Source organism: Halorubellus litoreus (assembly GCF_037081675.1).
GTDB lineage: Archaea > Halobacteriota > Halobacteria > Halobacteriales > Natrialbaceae > Halorubellus > Halorubellus litoreus.
This window is the reverse complement of record NZ_JAZAQL010000001.1, coordinates 1,111,052-1,129,198: the sequence shown is the minus strand read 5'-3', so window position 1 is coordinate 1,129,198 and position 18,147 is coordinate 1,111,052. Positions and strand designations below refer to the sequence as shown.

The 18,147-nt window shown below is 68.6% G+C and carries 20 protein-coding genes; 10 read left to right on the top strand and 10 right to left on the bottom strand.

What is annotated here, in order from left to right; all coding sequences use genetic code 11:
- Positions 1-36 precede the first annotated feature (36 nt).
- The gene (locus VYJ16_RS05700) at positions 37-732 is read left to right on the top strand and encodes a TVP38/TMEM64 family protein (RefSeq protein WP_336349333.1); all 696 of its coding nucleotides are present in this window, start codon (positions 37-39) and stop codon (positions 730-732) included.
- 161 nt (positions 733-893) lie between these two features.
- Here VYJ16_RS05700 and VYJ16_RS05695 read toward each other — a convergent pair whose 3' ends face one another.
- The 7 genes from VYJ16_RS05695 to VYJ16_RS05665 all read right to left on the bottom strand — a co-directional run bounded on the left by VYJ16_RS05695 (position 894) and on the right by VYJ16_RS05665 (position 6,161).
- Entirely contained in the window at positions 894-1,583 is a 690-nt protein-coding gene (locus VYJ16_RS05695; protein ID WP_336349669.1) for a DUF2270 domain-containing protein, read from the bottom strand.
- A gap of 140 nt (positions 1,584-1,723) precedes the next feature.
- A complete protein-coding gene (locus tag VYJ16_RS05690) occupies positions 1,724-2,134 on the bottom strand; it encodes a helix-turn-helix domain-containing protein (RefSeq protein ID WP_336349332.1) in 411 nt (136 codons plus the stop codon).
- A gap of 172 nt (positions 2,135-2,306) precedes the next feature.
- Positions 2,307-3,344, bottom strand: a complete 1,038-nt coding sequence (locus tag VYJ16_RS05685; RefSeq protein ID WP_336349331.1) for a sulfite exporter TauE/SafE family protein — start codon at positions 3,342-3,344, stop codon at positions 2,307-2,309.
- A 2-nt stretch (positions 3,345-3,346) separates the two neighbouring features.
- Positions 3,347-3,496 (bottom strand): DUF7512 family protein, encoded by a 150-nt coding sequence (locus VYJ16_RS05680; RefSeq protein WP_336349330.1) that lies wholly within the window; start codon positions 3,494-3,496, stop codon positions 3,347-3,349.
- A 538-nt stretch (positions 3,497-4,034) separates the two neighbouring features.
- The gene (locus VYJ16_RS05675; RefSeq protein WP_336349329.1) at positions 4,035-4,508 is read right to left on the bottom strand and encodes a DUF6691 family protein; all 474 of its coding nucleotides are present in this window, start codon (positions 4,506-4,508) and stop codon (positions 4,035-4,037) included.
- Positions 4,505-4,975 carry a YeeE/YedE family protein gene (locus VYJ16_RS05670; protein ID WP_336349328.1) on the bottom strand — a complete coding sequence of 157 codons (471 nt, stop codon included), beginning with the start codon at positions 4,973-4,975 and terminating at the stop codon, positions 4,505-4,507. The genes VYJ16_RS05675 and VYJ16_RS05670 overlap by 4 nt, the downstream gene beginning before the upstream one ends.
- A 1-nt stretch (position 4,976) precedes the next feature.
- A complete protein-coding gene (locus VYJ16_RS05665) occupies positions 4,977-6,161 on the bottom strand; it encodes an MBL fold metallo-hydrolase (protein WP_336349327.1) in 1,185 nt (394 codons plus the stop codon).
- Positions 6,162-6,421: 260 nt separating this feature from the next.
- Between VYJ16_RS05665 and VYJ16_RS05660 the strand changes: the two genes are divergently transcribed.
- The 3 genes from VYJ16_RS05660 (at position 6,422) to VYJ16_RS05650 (ending at position 9,790) form a co-directional block, all read left to right on the top strand.
- Positions 6,422-6,667 carry a sulfurtransferase TusA family protein gene (locus tag VYJ16_RS05660; RefSeq protein ID WP_336349326.1) on the top strand — a complete coding sequence of 82 codons (246 nt, stop codon included), beginning with the start codon at positions 6,422-6,424 and terminating at the stop codon, positions 6,665-6,667.
- 1 nt (position 6,668) lies between these two features.
- Entirely contained in the window at positions 6,669-7,277 is a 609-nt protein-coding gene (locus tag VYJ16_RS05655; protein ID WP_336349325.1) for a DsrE/DsrF/DrsH-like family protein, read from the top strand.
- A 1,148-nt stretch (positions 7,278-8,425) separates the two neighbouring features.
- A complete protein-coding gene (locus VYJ16_RS05650; protein WP_336349324.1) occupies positions 8,426-9,790 on the top strand; it encodes an RDD family protein in 1,365 nt (454 codons plus the stop codon).
- A gap of 4 nt (positions 9,791-9,794) precedes the next feature.
- Here VYJ16_RS05650 and VYJ16_RS05645 read toward each other — a convergent pair whose 3' ends face one another.
- Positions 9,795-11,558 carry a vWA domain-containing protein gene (locus VYJ16_RS05645; protein ID WP_336349323.1) on the bottom strand — a complete coding sequence of 588 codons (1,764 nt, stop codon included), beginning with the start codon at positions 11,556-11,558 and terminating at the stop codon, positions 9,795-9,797.
- A gap of 158 nt (positions 11,559-11,716) precedes the next feature.
- Here VYJ16_RS05645 and VYJ16_RS05640 point away from each other — a divergent pair, with 158 nt between their 5' ends.
- The 5 genes from VYJ16_RS05640 to VYJ16_RS05620 all read left to right on the top strand — a co-directional run bounded on the left by VYJ16_RS05640 (position 11,717) and on the right by VYJ16_RS05620 (position 16,293).
- On the top strand, positions 11,717-12,034 hold the full coding sequence (locus VYJ16_RS05640) for a DUF5783 family protein (protein WP_336349322.1): 318 nt from the start codon (positions 11,717-11,719) through the stop codon (positions 12,032-12,034).
- Positions 12,035-12,139: 105 nt separating this feature from the next.
- Positions 12,140-12,829 carry a phosphatase PAP2 family protein gene (locus VYJ16_RS05635; protein WP_336349321.1) on the top strand — a complete coding sequence of 230 codons (690 nt, stop codon included), beginning with the start codon at positions 12,140-12,142 and terminating at the stop codon, positions 12,827-12,829.
- Between the two features lie 227 nt (positions 12,830-13,056).
- The gene (locus VYJ16_RS05630; RefSeq protein ID WP_336349320.1) at positions 13,057-13,413 is read left to right on the top strand and encodes a NifU family protein; all 357 of its coding nucleotides are present in this window, start codon (positions 13,057-13,059) and stop codon (positions 13,411-13,413) included.
- 188 nt (positions 13,414-13,601) lie between these two features.
- Complete coding sequence (locus tag VYJ16_RS05625) at positions 13,602-15,179, top strand: sulfatase family protein (RefSeq protein WP_336349319.1); 1,578 nt, start codon at positions 13,602-13,604, stop codon at positions 15,177-15,179.
- 79 nt (positions 15,180-15,258) lie between these two features.
- Positions 15,259-16,293 (top strand): lysylphosphatidylglycerol synthase transmembrane domain-containing protein, encoded by a 1,035-nt coding sequence (locus tag VYJ16_RS05620; RefSeq protein ID WP_336349318.1) that lies wholly within the window; start codon positions 15,259-15,261, stop codon positions 16,291-16,293.
- 87 nt (positions 16,294-16,380) lie between these two features.
- Here the strand turns inward: VYJ16_RS05620 and VYJ16_RS05615 are convergent, their stop codons facing one another.
- Positions 16,381-17,298: a ketopantoate reductase family protein gene (locus VYJ16_RS05615; RefSeq protein WP_336349317.1), complete on the bottom strand. Its 918-nt coding sequence runs from the start codon at positions 17,296-17,298 to the stop codon at positions 16,381-16,383.
- A gap of 96 nt (positions 17,299-17,394) precedes the next feature.
- Positions 17,395-17,694 (bottom strand): DUF7130 family rubredoxin-like protein, encoded by a 300-nt coding sequence (locus VYJ16_RS05610; RefSeq protein WP_336349316.1) that lies wholly within the window; start codon positions 17,692-17,694, stop codon positions 17,395-17,397.
- A 3-nt stretch (positions 17,695-17,697) separates the two neighbouring features.
- On the opposite strand from VYJ16_RS05610, the gene VYJ16_RS05605 reads away from it, so the two are divergent.
- Complete coding sequence (locus VYJ16_RS05605) at positions 17,698-17,961, top strand: hypothetical protein (protein WP_336349315.1); 264 nt, start codon at positions 17,698-17,700, stop codon at positions 17,959-17,961.
- The last annotated feature ends 186 nt before the right edge of the window (positions 17,962-18,147 follow it).

Below are 18,147 nucleotides of genomic sequence, written 5' to 3'. Positions count from 1 at the left end.
CGTACGTTCAAGCGCCCGCGTTGCGAACGCGGACCCGTGCCGCGTCTCTCGCTCCTCGCGCCGGACGTCGACCGCGGTCGCGTCCTCGCGTACGCAGCCGCGCTGGCGGTGCTCGTCGCCGTCCTCGTCGCCGCGCTCGGACGCGCGTTCGCGGACGTCACGTCGCTCGAGTCCCTCCGCGCGCTCGTGCTGTCGACCGGCCCGCTCGCCCCGGCGACGTTCGTCCTCGCGCAAGCGATGCAGGTCGTCGTCGCACCCATCCCCGGGCAGACGTTCGCGTTCCTCGCCGGCTACCTGTTCGGGCCGTGGCGCGGGGTCGCGTACAGCCTCCTCGGAGCGACCATCGGGACGTACGTCGCCGTCCGCCTCGCGAGCGCACTCGGCCGCGAGCGCGTCGAACGGCTCGTCGACGACGACGCGCTCACGTCACTGGACGCGATCGTCGACCGCCGCGGGCTCCTCGCGACGTTCCTCGTGTTCCTCGTCCCGGGCGTCCCCGACGACGTCGTCTGCTTCGCCGCCGGCCTCCTCGGGCTCGACGCCCGCGACGTCGCGCTCGTCTCCGTCCTCGGTCGGTTCCCGGGCTACCTCGTGCTCACGACCGCCGGCGCTGGCGTCGCCACCGACGCGTACGCCACGACCGCCGTTCTCCTCGCGGCCGCCGGCGGCGCGACCCTCCTCGCGTACCTCGAACGAGACCGCATCTATCGCGCCCTCGCCGACGTCGACTAGGAACACGGCACGCGCCGCGAGCGCTCGAAGCGCGAGCGCGGTCAGCGCTGGGGGCGCGAGAATACGGTCAACGCTGGGGATGCGCGAACGCGGTCAGTGCCGGTCGTCTGAGGACGCACGAACGCGGTCAGTGCCGGTCGTCTGAGGACGCACGAACGCGGTCAGTGTCGGTCGTCCCACGCAGAGAGGTCCTCGGTCCGCAGCTCCGCCTCCGCCTGCCACTCGCGCGGCCGGAACGACACCGCGAACAGCGCCGCGTACGCGAGCACGACCACGGCCGTCGTCACGCGTCCCGGTATCGTCCCGATCGCCGCACTCGTCGGCCACCCGGCGGTCGCCATCACGGTCACGCGAACCACCCACGCGCCGACGAGCACCGAGAACAACGGAAGGTACACGCGACGCAACCGGTGCGCGAGCGCCTCCTCCGCGGATATCTTCAACGTGGGCTCGCGGTAGTCGTCGCTCAGGCGCTCGCGCCAGCGCTCGTCCCGCACCTGCTCTCGCGGGTCCAATCCGTGCGCGATGACGTTCTCCTGGAGGACGCGCACCCTGCTCCGCCACACGTCGTACCCCCGGTATCGGCGCGCCTCGATGACGAGGAAGATACCGAGCATCACCGACCCCGCGAGCAACAGATAGTGCGGGTGGTCGGGACTGGAGAACGAGAACGTGAGGATGGCGGCGATGGTCGTCACCGCCCAGTTCGTCGTCCGGTCCAGGCGCTCGCGCCAGAACTTCATCCGGTGTATCTCGCCGCGGTAGAGGTGCGCGAGCGACGACCCCGGTCCCATCTCCTCCTCGAACAGCCCGCGGCCGAGGTCCCGGGCCGCACCGGCCGTCGGGTCCACGCCAGCATCGTCGACGGAGGCGTCGCTATGCGACGCTGCCTTGCTATGCGGCGCTGACTCGGCGTCCGACGACGACTTGCTATGCGGCGCTGACTCGGCGTCCGACGACGACTCGCTGGTCGTCGAACCGTCCGTGGACGTCACTCGCCGGCCGCGGTCGCTTCCTGCGTGGTCGCTTGCTCGTCGTACTTCTCGCGGAACTCGCCGATGAGCGTCCCCATCTTCGCGTACCACTCGTTGAGCATCGACTGCATGTCGTCCGCGACGTCGTCCGGGTTCACGGGCTTGTAGACGTGGTAGTACCCGCCCTGGTCGTAGTTCACCTGCTCCTGCTGGACGAATCCGGTCTGCTGGAGGCGCTTGACCGCGCGGTACGCGGTCGAGCGCTCGCGGTCGACGCGGTCGGCGACCTCGTCGACGGTCAACGGTTCGGGACTGTCCACGATCGTCATGTAGACCTCCCGGTCGAGCTCTTTCAGTCCGTGGATGCACTCCAGCAGCCCCTCGCACTCCATGTCCTGCTGGAGGTACTCCTGCATCGAGTTTGCCATCGTTACTTGGCCTTCGCACTCTGCGCCTAAAAGTCTTGTTCGGTGTGTGCAACACCGCGCACGGGCGTCGTCGAGCCCGGAGGATGGAGCGACCGCGCGAGGGAACGATGGCGTCGGCTGCCGGCGGAGAAAGCGGCGAGAAACGGTGTCGTGGTCGACGCGCGCGACGCGGTCAGTCCGCGGTCTGCGCGGTCGGGCGCGTCCCCTCGGCGCGGAGCTCGCGGATCGAGCTCACGACGACCGCGCCACTCACGAGGAGTGCCGCGCCGACGATGATGGCGAGACTCACGAGGTCGAGCACGGGCATCTCGACGATGCCGCCGATCTCGCGGACCGCGACCGCGGTCGCGCCGAGCAGGAGCATCACGCCGAAGTACACCTTGATCTCGGACTCCTCGACGAGGCTCGTCGCGGCCGCGCCCATGCGAGCGCCGAGGGCGCTCCCGGCGAGCAGCGGCGCGACGATGGTGAGGTCGACCGCGCCGTCGATGGCGTACAGGAAGCTCCCAATACCGCCCGAGAACACGATCTCGAAGAGGTCGGTCCCGACCGCGACCGGCACCGGGACGCCGATGAGGTAGAACAACGCGGGCATCCGGATGAACCCGCCGCCGACCCCCAGGAACCCCGAGAGGAGGCCGGTGAGGAACGCGACGCTGAGGATCATCCACAGCGAGACGCGCACGCCGCCGCGGAGCTTCATCATCGGCGGGACGCGGTAGGACTGTATCTTCTTCGCGATGTCCGGGATGTCGTCGGCGTCCAGTTCCTCGTCGTCGCCGGCGTCGTGACTCACGCCGCCGTCGTCGTCGCCCTTGACGGCGTTGTACGTGATGAACACCCCGATGGCGCCGAGCAGGAACACGTAGGAGACGCTGACGACGGTGTTCGCGAGCCCGATGTCCTGCAGCCAGTGCAACCCGATCTTCCCGACCTCGATGCCGGCGGTCGTGCCGGCGATCATGAGCACGCCGAGCTTGTAGTCGACCTGCCCGAGGTCGCGGTGCTTGAGGGTCGCGATGACGGAGGTCCCGAAGACGAACGCGAGCCCTGAGGCGACCGCGACGTCGGTCTTGTACCCCATGACGAGGAGTGCGGGCGTGACGAGGAACGACCCGCCCATCCCGAAGAACCCGAAGAGGAGGCCGATGAGGAGGCCGAAGCCGCTGAACATCACGAGCAGCGAGAGTGCGACCCCGAAGACCTCCATGGTCAGTCACCCCGGAGGAACGCGGTGAGGCGCGGCCCGAGGAGCTTCTCGAGGGCGCCGTAGCCGACGTAGAGGAGTATCGCTTCGAGCAGTACGATGCCGATGAGCGTCGCCCCGTCGACGACGCCCTGGGAGATCTCAATGCCGAACATCGACGACCACCTGCTTCAGTATTGTGTGGAGCATGGATTTCTGTGCAGTCGACCGTAGCCGACAGCGGGCCTTAACGGTTTTGGGAAGAGCGTACAATACTATATCTCGCTACCCAACCCATCGCCATCCATAACTTACGCATGACTACACCGCCCGAACCCGACGCCTCACTGACGATTCGACACCCCGAACGACCCGCCCGAGAGCGCGCCCGAGCGAGACCCGGAGCCCGGCCGCGCGCCCGAGCGACCACCGGCGCGCGCACGAGACCTGTCCCAGTGACCCGTCTCCCACCGCGACGACAGCGAGAACGCTCGTCACCACGAAAGTGTGATGATGGAACGACCAAGAACGACTGATACGACGGTCACCCGGGTGAGCGACCGATGGTCGAAGGATCGAACGCGCAGCTCGTCGAAACGTCCGGGTCATCCCGAACGCCGTGCGCAGACGCAGGGAATCAGGAGAAGAATGAGACTGGGAGCCGTAGCGCCCTGCGCGAGAAGGGAACCGAACCGGGTCCAACGACGTAGCAGGTCAGTCGGCGGTCGTCGTCGCCGCGTCCGCGTCGCTCGCGCTCCACTGCCGCCAGAGCGCCTGCGCGTACGCGCCGGCGAACATCGCACCGATCGCCCAGAGGATGGTGAGGTTCCCGATGCCGACGCTCGCGTACGCCGCACCCGGACAGATACCCGAGAGCCCCCAGCCGACGCCGAAGACGACGCCGCCCGCGAGGACGTTCCGGTCGAACGACTTCAGGCGACGCGCGTACTCGCGGCCCGTCAACGGCGCGGCCCGCCCCGTCCTGCTCAGCAGCCAGAACGACGCGCCCGCGACGATGCTCCCGCCGAACATCACGAACACGAGCCCGAAGTCCTCGAACTGCAGGAAGTTCAGGACGACCTCCGGTTTCGCCATCTCGCTCACCGCGAGCCCGACGCCGAACACCAGCCCACCAGCGAGGATGAGCAGGTTGAACGCCAGCCCGCGGTCCTGGGGCTCGGCGCTCATGGCCGCACCCCCATCGCGAACACCAGCTGCGCGGTCCCGATCGCGACCAGGAGGAACGTGGCGACGTTCACGAGCGACGTCTGCGAGAGCGACCCGACGCCGCAGACGCCGTGCCCGCTCGTGCACCCCTTCCCGAGGCGCGTGCCGACGCCGACGAGGAACCCGCCGACGACGAGCCGCCACGGCTCCACGCGCGTCGAGTAACTGAAGTCACCGGTCGCGGCCGTGTACGCGGCCGCCCCCAGGACGATACCGAGCGTGAACACCACGCGCCAGTCGCGGGACGCGACGTACTTCCGGCGCTGGAACCGGTCCAGGTCCGAGACGTACGACCACGTCGACTCCAGGAACGTGCTCGCCCCCGCGATGATACCGGTGCCGACGTAGATGATGACGACGCCGAGCCCGACGAGCGCGCCACCGATCGCGTACTGCGCGATCCCGTTCGGGAAGAGAGTCTCGAGCATCCTACTCGGTCATCGCGTCCTTGCTGGCCGCGCAGTTGTTCGGGCCGAGCTCGAGCTCGAACGCCTCGTCGGCGTCCGGGTCCTGTTCGCCGAGGTTCGTCGCGATGATGTCCTCGTAGTTCGCCGGCCGCGACGGCATGTCGCTGAGGACGAAGTCGACGAAATCCTCCTTGTCCATCGAGAGCGCGCTCATCTCGTCGAACAGTTCCCCGAGCGTGGCGGTGTACGTGCCGTCGGCGGCAGGCGTTGCCGCGTCGGAGAAGTGCCCGGGTGCGACGACGACGTCGTCGTCGAACTCGCGGAGCGTCTGCAGCGAATCGTAGAGCAGGCGTGCGGCGTCGGGCGCGCCCTCGTCGCCGTCCTCGAGGTCGGGGCGGGCGACGCTCTCCGTGAACAGGAAGTCGCCGGTGAACAGCGCGGCGTCGTCGACGAGGTAGCTCGTCATCCCGGTCGTGTGCCCGGGCGTGAACACGGCCTGGACGGCGACGTCGCCGACCGCGAGTTCGTCGCCGTCCTCGAGGACGACGTCGGGGTCGAACGCCGCGCCCCGGTCGAGCGACGCCTGCGGGTACGCCGCCTCGACGCTCTCGACCTCGTTGGCGAGTTCGCGCGCACCACTGATGTGGTCGGCGTGGATGTGGGTGTCGACCGCGTACCGTAGCTCCGCGCCGTGGTCGGCGGCGTCGGCGACGTAGCGGTCGGTGAACTCGCGGAGCGGGTCGGCGACGAGCGCCTCGCCGTCGGAGACGACCATGTGCGAGAGGCACCCGCTCGAAGGCCGCTGGTACTGGAGGACGGTCGCGTCGGTGTCCGCGTCGACCTCGGTCGCGAAGTAGAGGCGCGCCCACTCGTTCATGCCGCCGTCCATGTTGACGGCGTCGAACCCGTTGTCTTCGAGCTGTGCGGCGATGTACTCGCTGGCGCCGCCCTTCGCGCAGACGACCACGACCGGGTCGCCGTCGGGCACGCGGTCGAGGAGGTCGTCGTCGACGTCGTCGAGGAACTCGAAGTACGGGACGTTCGCGACGTCGACGTTCTCGCCGTCGATGTGCCAGTCGTCGTACTCCGAGCTGGCGCGCACGTCGAGGAGGGTCACGTCGTCGTCGTCCTCGACCTGCTCGAAGAGGGTCTCGGCGTCGATGCTGTCGACGGTAGCGTCCGTCTCTGGGAACAGTTGCTCGCTCATCTTCGGTCGAGTGTATCCGACCGTCGCACTTAACGGTTTGGATAGTTGTACGCAACATCCACAATACTATCTCTCGTTCAGAAGCGCACCTCCAGCGTCGCACGCCCCCCGAACACACGCTCTACGCGAGCATGAATGGCTCTAGATGTTGTATTCGGGCGACTCGAGGACGACCCTGTGATTCTCCCGCGTCCGTGAACGCTCGTCCGGCACCGTCAGATATTTAGTGCATAGTGCAATATTGTGGTGTACACACAACGATGAGTGTAGACATCAGTGCCACCGAGACGCTCGACGTGAAAGGAGAGAACTGCCCGATGCCGGTCGTCAAGACCAAGCAGGCCATCGACGACCTCGCGGTCGACGACGTCCTCGAGGTCGTCGCGACCGACTCCGGTTCGATGAGCGACATCGCGGGCTGGGCGGACACCACGAACGGCGTCGAACTCCTCGATCAGGTCGAGGGCGACGACGTGTACACGCACTACGTCCGGAAGACCGAGTGACATGAGCACCGACACCGACCCCAGCGAGACGGAAGACGCCGCCGCGACCGCCGCGGGCAGCGTCGCACCCGAGGACGTCGCCGCACTCGAGGCTCGCATCGACGAACTCGAGGACGAGCTCGCCGACGTCCGCACCGACGACGGCGACGACCAGGGGAAGATGGTCATCATCGCGACAAAGGGCACGCTCGACATGGCGTACCCGCCGCTCATCCTCGCGAGCACCGCCGCCGCGTTCGGGTGGGACGTCACCGTCTTCCACACGTTCTGGGGGCTGGACATCCTCCACGAGGAGCGCTCGCAGAACCTCCAGCTCAGCGCCGTCGGGAACCCGAACATGCCGATGCCGAACGCCATCGGCGCACTCCCCGGCATGGACCGGCTCACGACGAAGATGATGGAGAAACGCATCGCCGACAACGACACCGCGTCCATCCAGGAGCTCATCGACACGAGCCTCGACATGGGCGTCGAGTTCCAGGCGTGCCAGATGACGATCGACCTCATGGACTACGACGAGGACGACTTCTTCGACGGCGTCACCACCGGCGTCGGCGCCGCCAGCGCACTCGGCGACATGGTGGACGCGGACGTCCAACTCCTCGTCTAACCCGCCAGCCGCACCCAGACCTTCGTTCTCGACAATCTCGAACCCCAGCGACGCCGTTCCCGCAGACCGGCCCACACCACCATCTGGACGATTCTGTATCGCGGCTACTGGTTTATTAGCTCGATGGTGGGTGCAGCACGCGAACCTCCCCGAACGCGTCTGCACTGCTGCAGACGTCCTCGAAACGCCGATTCTGGCCGCCGCCTCGTTGCGGTCGCGAGCCGCAAGTGAGAGCACTCGCGACTCGCGCGAGCGAGCTCCAGGACGGCTCGATTCGCGGACTGCCCGGCCGGGAACCGGCCGTGGCTCCTCTCCTCGCCGCGTCCCCCGCGAGACTGGGATCGGAGTCGACGCGGTCCTCCGTCGTTCTCGAACCCACGAATGCGGACGTGAGAGCGGCCGCGAATCCCAGAGGTCGTCGGTCTCGGTCGACGGTCTTCCCGAGCGACGCGAGTACGCGCAACTCGAAGGTGGCGGTCATCGGCGCGGTCCCGGCGAGTGACTCCAGCGACCGTCGTTTTGCGGAGGTATCGGCTGGTCGGACCAGGGTGTCGTGCGGACTGAGACGTGAGTGGGTGAGGATGAGATCGAGCGGTCGGGGCGTAGTGGGTTGGAGCGGTCGGGGCGTAGTGGGTTGGAGCGGTCGGGGCGTAGTGGGGTGGAGCGGTCGGGGCGTAGTGGGTCGAGCGGTCGAGCGTGGCCGGAAAGGGTTGCCGTGGAGGGTCGGGGCGGAGGTGTTGGGGTACGTTGTCTGACGTTGGCGGAGCGGAACGGAGTTGGAGTGGTCTGCGGCCGTGGACGGCTGGCGCTCTGTGGTCGATCGTGGGTGGTCCTCGGGGGATTCGTGGGCAGTTGGTGCCGGTCGTGCTGCGTGGATGGGCTGGCGTGGCGTAATCGTCGACGAGCCTGCCGGCTGTCGGGTTCTTCGACGGGTGTCGGCTGTTTCGCGCCGGTCCGATCAAGTGCGGGCAGTTCGACGCCATCTATTCCATAAACCTATAGCCGCGATATCGAATATGGGGTGGTCGCGTTTTGAGCCGGCTGTGGCGTGGCCGGCCCGGACGGCTCTGACGAGCGTCGAGTCCGACGACGCATGATTCCGCGGGCGAACCCGGTGGATTTTATGGGCGAGGGTCGTTACGGGGCGTATGTCCTCGCTCGCCGCGCTCCGGCCGTTCGGCGTCATCCACGTCGACGACCCCGAGAAGGTGACGCGCGAACTGCGGGCGTTCACTGCCGACGCCGACGCCATCTTCATCGAGTACCCGACGGACCCCGCGAGTGCACTGGAGTACGTCGAACTCCTCCTGCGCGCGCCACTCTACCTCCTCGGGATGCTCGCCTTCCAGGCCGTCGCGTACTCGCCACTGTACCTCCTGTTCAACCGCGACCTGTTCCAGACGGAACTCGTCGCCGCGCGCCGCGTCGTCGACGACCACGACGTCGCGCTCCACGCCGTCGACGACCACCCGAACCGCCAACTCCTCGAGGGGAACCTCGTCCACTCGCTCGCGAACTGGGCGTTGCTCGCACCGGCACTCGCGCTCGAGCCGGTCCGCGTGCCGGTCGGTATCGGACTCGTCGTCGTCAGCGGACTCCTCCCGGTCCTGGTCAGGCGGCGCGGCCACCGCTACGCCGCGATGGCGCTGGTTCCCGTCGGGTTCGCGGGGGTCGTCGCGGCGATCGCGCTCTCGAACGTGTTCGCCGTGGTGCTCTTTGCGGCCCTCGTCGTCGCGCTCGTCACGATATTCCGGACCGTCGACCGGCGGAACGAGGCGATGGTCGAGCGCGCCAGGCGACTCTCGGCCGACGAGGGCTACGACGACGCAGTCATCGTCACGGGGAAGGCGCACGTCGGCGGCGTCGTCCAGCTCGCCCGCGACCGTGGCCTCGCGGTGCCGTCGGTCCACCTGTCGAACTGGCGCGGCGACGGGACGACGCACGCGGACTTCGAGGCGAGCGAGCGCGACGACGTCGACCTCCCGAACGCTCGGGACTTCCGCACGCCACCGGCGGTCGTCCCGGGAAGCGAACGCACGGTCCTCGGGCGACGCGCCGTCGCGGCGCTCGTCGACCTCGTGCTCGCCGGTACGTTGTGGTTCATGGGTCTCGTCGCCCTCGTCGGCGTCGCTGGGGAGCCGTTCGTCGACGGCTCGCTCGGCGTGCAACTCGCCGGCATCCTGTCCATCTGGATGCTCGCGGTCGGCGGTTACCACGCATTCCTCGAGTGGCGGTTCGGCATGACCGTCGGCAAGTATCTGCTCGGACTCGTCGTCGTCGACGACAGTCACGACCTCCCGTCCGGTCGCGCCGTGGTCGTCCGGAACCTCCTCCGGCCGGCCGGGGCGCTCCTCGCGTACGCCCCTGGTGGCCTCACGGCGCTCGCGTCCAGCGGGAACCGCACGCTCGGCGACCGGCTCGCCGGCACGTACGTCTGTCGTCGTGCGAAATCGACCGACAGCTCGGAGCCTGCGGAATCGCGCGCCGACGCCCCCACGACCGACGGCGGCTAGTCGCTCACACACGGGACGACGCCCGACGGGAGTCGGTCGCGGTCCCGTACGCGGCGAGCGTCTCGAGGAGTTCGAGCTCCTGTTCGAGCGCGTCGTCGCCGAGGACGTCCATCTCTCGCTCGAGGTGGTCCGCGAACGACGCGAAGCGCTCGCGGTACGCGCTCGAGACGGTGAGGGGCTCGCTCTGCTGTTCCCACTCGCCGAGGTGGTCGCCGTCGTACACGGGGACGCCGTCGCTCTCGGGTTCGCCGTCGCGCTCGCGCTCCGCGACCATCCAGCTCTTCAGGAGGTCGGCGTACCGCGAGAGCAGGACGGCCTTCCGGACGCCCGAGTTCGCGAACTGCTCCGGGCCGCCACTCGGGAACTCGACGGTGGTCTCGCGCTCGCTCCGCTCGCCGGTCCGGTCCGCCCAGCTCGCGCGCAGTCGAAGCGACGCGTCGCCGGACGCGTCGGCGGTCCGCGAGACCTTCGCGAGCACGACGCCACCCTTCGTCTTCCCGTCCGACGTCGGGGACGCGAACAACGTGTTCACCGAGAGCATCTCGCCGGTGGACTCGTCGGCCGCCGACGACCCGTACACCGTCTCTATCTCGTAGCCGTCGGCGTCGAGTTCGAGGGAGAGGTCGAAGACGAGCGGCGTCACCATGTACTCGAAGTTCTCGACGACGCGCTCGCGGAACTGCGCGGGCGAGTGCACCGAGTAGTAGTTCGCGCCGCGGACGCTCGTTATCTCGTCGACGATCTCGGTGTTGAAGTCCACGCCGACGCCGACGAACGTCGCGTGCGCGTTCCGCTCCACGGCAGCGGTCTCGAGGCGACCGCGCAGTCCCTCGTCGCTCGTCATGCCGACGTTCGGCATCGCGTCCGTCAGGACGATCATGCGGTTCTCGTACGTCGTCTGGTCCGCGTCGGCGTGCGGTTCGAGGAGGTCGAGCGCGTCGTTCATGCCGGCGTCGAGGTTCGTACCGCCGCCGGGCTGGACGTCCTCGCGGATGTGGCCGCGGATGGCGTCCATGTCGGTCTCGTCGACGGGATTCAGGGGTTTCGCGACCGCGGAACCGCTGTTGTAGAGGACGACGCCGAGGCGGTCGCCCGGCCGGAGCTTCTCCGTGAGCGACGCGAGCGCGTCCTTCGCGACTGCCATCTTCGACTCGCTACCGGCGTCCTCGACGGTCTGCTTGTTCCCGTACTGGTCGTAGTAGTAGCGGTCGAACGACGACCCCATCGACCCGGAGACGTCGAGGACGAGCACGAGGTTCAGGCGCTTCCGGTCGAACGAGTCCGCGTCCAGCCCAGAGTTCAGGCCGACCGAGAGGTAGCGTTCCGTCTCGCCCGAGAGCGGGTCGGCGGTGACCGCGGGCGCGTACCGCGGACAGAACAGGTCGCTGCACGCCCCGCCGTCGCCGGTATCGAAGTAGTAGTCGTAGAACAATCCCTCGTAGGAGAGCGACGACGGGATGGGGAGGTAGTCGTTCTCGACGTTCCGCCGGAACGTGTTCGCGTCCTTCGCACCGCCCGCGGCGAGCCCGACGCTCGCGCTGTCGGCGGACGCGCCAGCGGCCGACGCCTGGTACGTGACGTTCGACCCGCCGCCGGCGCCGCCGTCGCCGCCGAGGTCGCCCGGCGAGTACTGCCAGTCGTCGACCCCTCGCCCGTCGCCGTCGTCGGATAACGAAGGGAGGTCTGCGATGCGACCACTGCAGCCCGCGAGCGCCGCCGTCGCGGCGGTCGCGAGCGAGAGGACCGTCCGTCTACTGTGCGGGGACATACGACGAGGATGCACCGCCACGACCATAACACGTAGACTAGCTGAAACGACGATTTCACCTCTGCTGGCGCTCGACGCGACCGAACCGCCCGCATCGAGTCCTGATAGCCGGGGCGCGAAACGCCTCACTTTTCACTCGCGGCCCCCGACACGCCACCATGACCGACCTCGACCCCGAGACGTTCGAGGAGGAGAAGTACGTCGACTACTTCCCGAAGCTCCAGCAGGCGTACAAGAACGCGTTCAACCGCGTGAACGAACAGTACGACGCCGAGCTCGTGCACGCCATCGACCAGCAGGTCCTCAACGAGAGCGAACCGCACTACGAGGGCGACGGCGAGTTCACCATCGAGGTCCCCGACGACCCCTACGACCGCCTGGAGGGCGTGCTCGCCGACCGCGAGAAGTTCGACGCCGTCCTCGACGCGTACCTCGACGAGATAAAGACCGAACTCAAGCGCGTCTTCAGCGTCTGATACCGGTCGAGCGTCACCGGCCGTCGCCTTCGCGCCCGGTCTCGTCTCGAAGCCTGGACAAATCAAACAACAGATATTCAACGGTCCGCTGAGGAGGTTCCAGCGATGCGCCCTCCACTCGACCGCCGCGACTGTAGTTACATCGCGGTCCCGCTTCTCGTCTCCGCCGTCGCGGGGATGGCGTCGGAACTGTCGCCGTACCCGCTCCGAACCGACCTCGTGCACGCCATCGAAGGCGGCACCGTCGCGCTCTTCCAGCCGTTCGTCCATCCCGCACTCACGACGTTCTTCGTCGCGTGCTACCTACTCGCGTACCCCGCGTTCCTCCTCTGGACGTACGTCGCGCTGAAGCGCCAGCAGGGACGGTCCCGAGCGCTCGACTACGTCGTCACGTACACCATGACGATCGTCGTCTCGATACCGTTCTTCTACTTCGTCCCCGTCGGCGTCACCGGCTACTACCTCGACGCCGTCCAGCCCGTCCTCTACGAGTCCACGGGCCCGATACAGGCGTTCATGCTGAACGTCGACACGCTCCAGAAGGCGCTCCCGAGCCTGCACGCCGGCCTCGCGGCGAGCGCATCCCTCCACGCCCCACGGGGCTACGAGCGCGCGAGCTGGACGGTCACGGGCGTCGTGCTCGCGTCCACGCTCTACCTCGGCATCCACTGGCTGACCGACCTCGCGCTCGGCCTCGGGCTCGCGTACGCCTCGTACCGCCTCACGCCGACGATCCGCGGCACGCTCGCTCGCGCCGGTGCCGACCCCGAGCCAGCACCCGCGAGCGGCGACTGAGTGGTTGATTCCGAGCCCGCACCCGCGAGCGGCGACTGAGTGGTTGATTCCGAGCCCGCACCCGCGAGCGGCGACTGAGCGCGCTGTCGGTCGCCACGGGCGTCCCGACCGCCGACGGTCGACCCCGAGATGCGGCCGGACCCCGGAGCCGAACGCGTCAGTCCAAGACCCCGGAGCCGAACGCGTCAGTCCAAAGGCCTAAGCCCGTTCACGGGCTAGTCCGCACCATGAGTACGGAGACCCAGGACGGCGACGACCTCGAGGAGCGCGTGACGAACTTCCTCCGCCGTAACTTCCCCCAGATCCAGATGCACGGCGGGAACGCCGCCATCACCGACCTCGACCGCGAGACCGGCGAGGTCTCCATCCAGCTCGGCGGCGCGTGCTCGGGCTGTGGTATCTCCCCGATGACGATCCAGGCGATCAAGTCCCGGATGGTCAAGGAGATCCCCGAGATCGAGACCGTGCACGCAGATACCGGCATGGACGGCGGCGGCGGTGGCGGCGGCATGAGCCCGTCGTTCCCCGGCCACGAGGGCGACGACGACGGCGACGGCGACGAAGGCCCGCAGGCGCCGTTCTGACTTCGAGCGCGCCGACCACTCCTCCTCGCGACGCCGAACCCCCGACAGCGACCGTCATCCCCGTGGCGCGATGGTCGGTTCACCGACGCGTCGACGCGCTCTCGGCGGTTCACGCGCGTGTTCTCGCCGGCGCGCGAACGCTCGGCGAAAACAACAGTTCTTAGTCGTTGCTTCACTCGAAAGCCGGTATGGACCGCACCGACTCCGGGCGGAACGTTCTCTTCGTCGTGCTGGACACGGTCCGGAAGGACCACCTCTCGGTCTACGACCACGACCGCCCGACGACGCCCGCGCTCGAGGACTTCGCCGACGAGGCGGCCGTCTACGAGCAAGCGATCTCTCCCGCCCCGTGGACGCTCCCCGTGCACGCGTCGATGTTCACGGGCCTCTACCCGAGCGAGCACGGCGCCAGCCAGGAGAACCCGTACCTGGAGGACGCCACGACGCTCGCCCAGTCCCTCTCTTCCACCCATCGGTCGGCGTGTTACTCGTCGAACGCGTGGATCACGCCCTACACGCACCTCACCGACGGGTTCGACGACCAGGACAACTTCTTCGAGGTGATGCCCGGTGACTTCCTCTCCGGGCCGCTCGCGAGCGTCTGGAAGACGATGAACGACAACGACCACCTGCGGAAGGTCGCGGACTACCTCGTGAGCGTCGGGAACAAGATCCACGAGTACACCGCGAGCGGCGAGGGTGCGGACTCGAAGACGCCCGAGGTCATCGACAAGACCCAATCCTTCATCGCTGACGCCGAGGCGGACGGCGAGAACTGGTTCCAGTTCATCAACCTCATGGACGCCCACCTCCCCTATCACCCGCCCGAGGAGTACGCCGAGGAGTTCGCGCCGGGCGTCGACTCCACGGAGGTCTGCCAGAACTCCAAGGAGTACAACTGTGGCGCCCGCGACATCGACGACGACGAGTTCGCGGACCTCCAGGGGCTGTACGACGCCGAGATACGGCACATGGACGCGCAACTCGACCGGTTGTTCTCGTGGATGCGCGAGGAGGGCGTCTGGGAGGACACGATGGTCGTCGTCTGCGCGGACCACGGCGAACTCTTCGGCGAGCACGACCTGTACGGCCACGAGTTCTGTATCTACGACCCGCTCGTGAACGTTCCCTGTATGGTCAAGCACCCCGACCTGGGCGCGGGCCGGTACGACGAGCAGTTCGAGATGCTCGACCTCTACCACACCGTCCTCGACCACGCCGGGACCGCACCGGATGCGGACGCCGACCCCGCGGCCCTGACGCGGGACCCGCAGGCGCGGGACTTCGAGGCGACGCGGTCGCTGCTGCGCGACGACCACCGGACGTTCGACGAGCCGGCGTACGAGGGCGCGGACCGCGACCGCGGCGAGTACGCGTTCGTCGAGTACTATCGGCCCGTCGTCGAACTCAAGCAACTCGAGCAGAAGGCGAGTTCGGCGGGCATCACGCTCGACGAGGACTCGCGGTTCTACTCGCGGATGCGCGCCGGTCGCCGGGTGGACGCGAAGTACGTCCGGAACGAACGCATCGCCGACGAGTTCTACCGGCTCAAGGACGACCCCGGCGAGAACGTCGACCTCGCCGGCGACGCTCGCGAGCACGCGAGCGACCTCGACGAAGCCGCCATGGAGGCGACGGAGGCGGCGCTCGCCGCGTTCGAGGAGCGCCGCGGCGGCGAGTGGAAGTCCGTCGAGGACGACGACGTCCTCTCGGACATGAGCGACGACGCGAAGGACCGCCTGCAGGACCTCGGATACCTCGAGTAACCTTGGCTGACGGCTACCGACGCACGGACGACCGACCGGCAGCGGACGGAGGAGAACGTATGCCAGGAGGACGACACTCGTGACGCGCACTGAGGGCTCGCTCGCGGACGTGTTCGGCCGGCAGACGATCGTGAAGATGGTGGTCGGGTTCGGTATCGCCATCGCGCTGCTGGCGATCCTCGCGACCGCGATCGGGTGGCGCGCGGCGCTCGCGGAACTTCGGAGTGCGGACCCCGTCTACGTCGCGCTCGGGTGTCTGTCGACCGCGCTCGGCCTGATGGCGTGGGGGAAGGCGTGGCAGGTCGTGCTGCGCGTCGGGAACATCGACGCGCCGTACCGCAAGCTCGTCGTGACGTACTTCGCGGCGACGTTCGCGAACTACGTCACGCCGCTCGGGCAGGCCGGCGGCGAGCCGTTCATCGCGTACGTCCTCTCCCGGGATACGGAGGCGGACTACGAGCAGAGCCTCGCGAGCGTCGTCACCGCCGACCTCCTCAACCTCCTGCCGTTCTTCAACTTCGCCGCGGTCGGGACGGCGTACCTCGTGCTCTCGTCGGGGTTCGGCGGGAACGGGACCGCGGACGGACTCGCGGTCGCGCTCGGCGCGATGGCGGTCGGCGTCCCCGGTATCGTCTGGGCGGGCTGGCACTGGCGGGACGCCGTGGAATCGCTCGTGCTCGCCATCGTGAAGCCGCTGACGAACGTCACGAGCCGCGTCACGGTCGAGGGCGCGCGCAACCGCATCGAGCGGTTCTACGAGAGCGTCGAGCGCATCGCGAGCGAACCCCGACAGCTCCTCGTCGCGCTCGCGTTCTCCTACGTCGGCTGGCTCCTGTTCGCGCTCCCGATGTGGTTCGCGGTCGAAGCCGTCGGCGCCCCCGTCGGTCTCCTGATGGTGCTGTTCATCGTGCCCGCGAGCACGATCGCCGGGCTCGTCCCGACGCCCGGCGGCCTCGCGGCGGTCGAGGGCGCACTCATCGGGCTGCTCGTGAGCCTCACCGCGACGACGAACGGGACCGCGGCCGCCGTCGCGACGCTCTACCGCCTCGAGAGCTACGTGTTCGCACTCGTCCTCGGTGGCGTCGCCGCGTTCTGGGTGACGTACCGGACGTGACTGGCTGCAGCGCGTCCGGCGGCCGCTCGGCCGCCGGTTCTGGTGACGCCGAACCGCGGTCAGCTCTCGTGGACGCCGGCGAGCCGATCAGCTCTCGCGGACGCCCGCGCCGTCCTCCCACGCCCGCAGGAGGCTCGTGAGTGTGCGGTTCACGGGGACGTCGAGGTCGAGTTCGCGGCGCGCCTCGCAGGCCGCGTCGACGACGTAGCCGTTGATGGCGTCGACCTCCGTGCGTCGCTCGGCCTCGACGTCCTGGCGCATCGAGGAGGTGTTCGTCGCCGTCCCCTCGGCGACGGCTTCGACGCGCGCCACGGCCTCGCGGTTCGACAGCGAGACGTCCCGCGCTCTCGCCACCCTGGCCGTCTCCCGGGCGGCGGCGCGAGCGAGGTCGTTCGCGTCGCCGGAAAGCAGCGCGCCGTTGTCGACGCGCGCGAGCGCCGTCACCGCGTTGATGCCGGCGTTCACCGCGAGCTTCGCCCAGAGGCGTCGCGGCATGTCCGCGACCGCCTCGCAGTCGAAGCCGACCGCGTCGAACGCCGCCGCGAGCGACTCGGCGATGGGCGAGTCGCCGCCGTCGGCCGCGCCGACGACGATCTCGCCGCGGCCCGTGCACTCGACGACGCCCGGCGCCTGGCGTATCGCACCGCAGGTCGCGGTGCCAGCGAGAATCTCACAGTCGAGTGCGTCGGCGAGCGTCTCCTCGTTCCCCATGCCGTTCTGGAGCGAGCAGACCGCGTCGAAGTCGCCGGTCGCGAGCGCACTCGCTGCCTCGGCGGTGTCGAACGCCTTCACGGTCACGAGCGCGACGTCACCCGATAGGTCGGTGCCGTCCGTCGTCGCGTCCGGGGTCGTCGTCGCCTCGAACGCGCCCTCGACGCGCAGTCCGGCGTCGCGGACCGCCGACACGTGCGGGTCGCGGCCGACGAGCGTCACGTCGTGCTCGCGCGCCAGCACCCCACCGAGTAGCGACCCGAGACTCCCCGCGCCGAAGACGACGATGTCCATACTGGGAGCTACCGGCGTCGGGGAAGAAAAACGCTCTCGTCCCCTCGGGGCCGAGGGCCGAGTTCGCGGCGACCCCGCTCGCTGCGGTGGTCGCGCTCAGTCCTCCGTCCAGTAGTAGATGTCCTCGCGCTCGGTCCCGCAGTTCGGGCACGCCTCCGGGAGGTCGCCGTCGAGCCGCCCCATCTCGCCGCACTCCCAGCACCGCCACATCAACTCCGCCTCACCGAAGTCGTGGCCCGCGCGAGAGTGCTCGATACTCCAGCCCTCCACGCCGTCCTCCGCGGTCACGTAGAACCCGTGCTCGTCGAACCCGCGGACGTGCCCGAGCAACTCGCCGTCGTCGCTGTACACCTTCGTGCCGAACTTGACGTCGCCGCGCTCCTCGGACTGGCTCATACCATGATAGACGATACCAAGCAACATAAAATTCTGTTCCGAACGTCCCACGCTCGCGACCACCACAACCACTCGGCCGCGAGGGGCGCGCAGCACCGCGCAAGCGCGCCCGAGCAGGGGAACTGCAGGTGCGGTACGGTCGCGGCCGCAGTGGCGGCGTCCGGTACGGTCGCGGTCGCAGTGGGGGTCCAGCTCAGCCCCATCGACGCGGCGAGCGGCAACCGACCGGGTGAACTCGCGCTCGCCACGACGACGAAGTTTACATGAGACGTAAACCTCGCGGTGCAGTCAGGCGCAGTCGCCTCCCAGGGTCGCTGCTGGCACGCCGTCGCGGTCGTTGTCGCGGTGGCGGCCGCGGTCGCTGTTGCGGTGTGGTCGCGGTCGCTGTTGCGGTGTGGTCGCGGTCGCTGTTGCGGTGTGGTCGCGGTCGCTGTTGCGGTGTGGTCGCGGTCG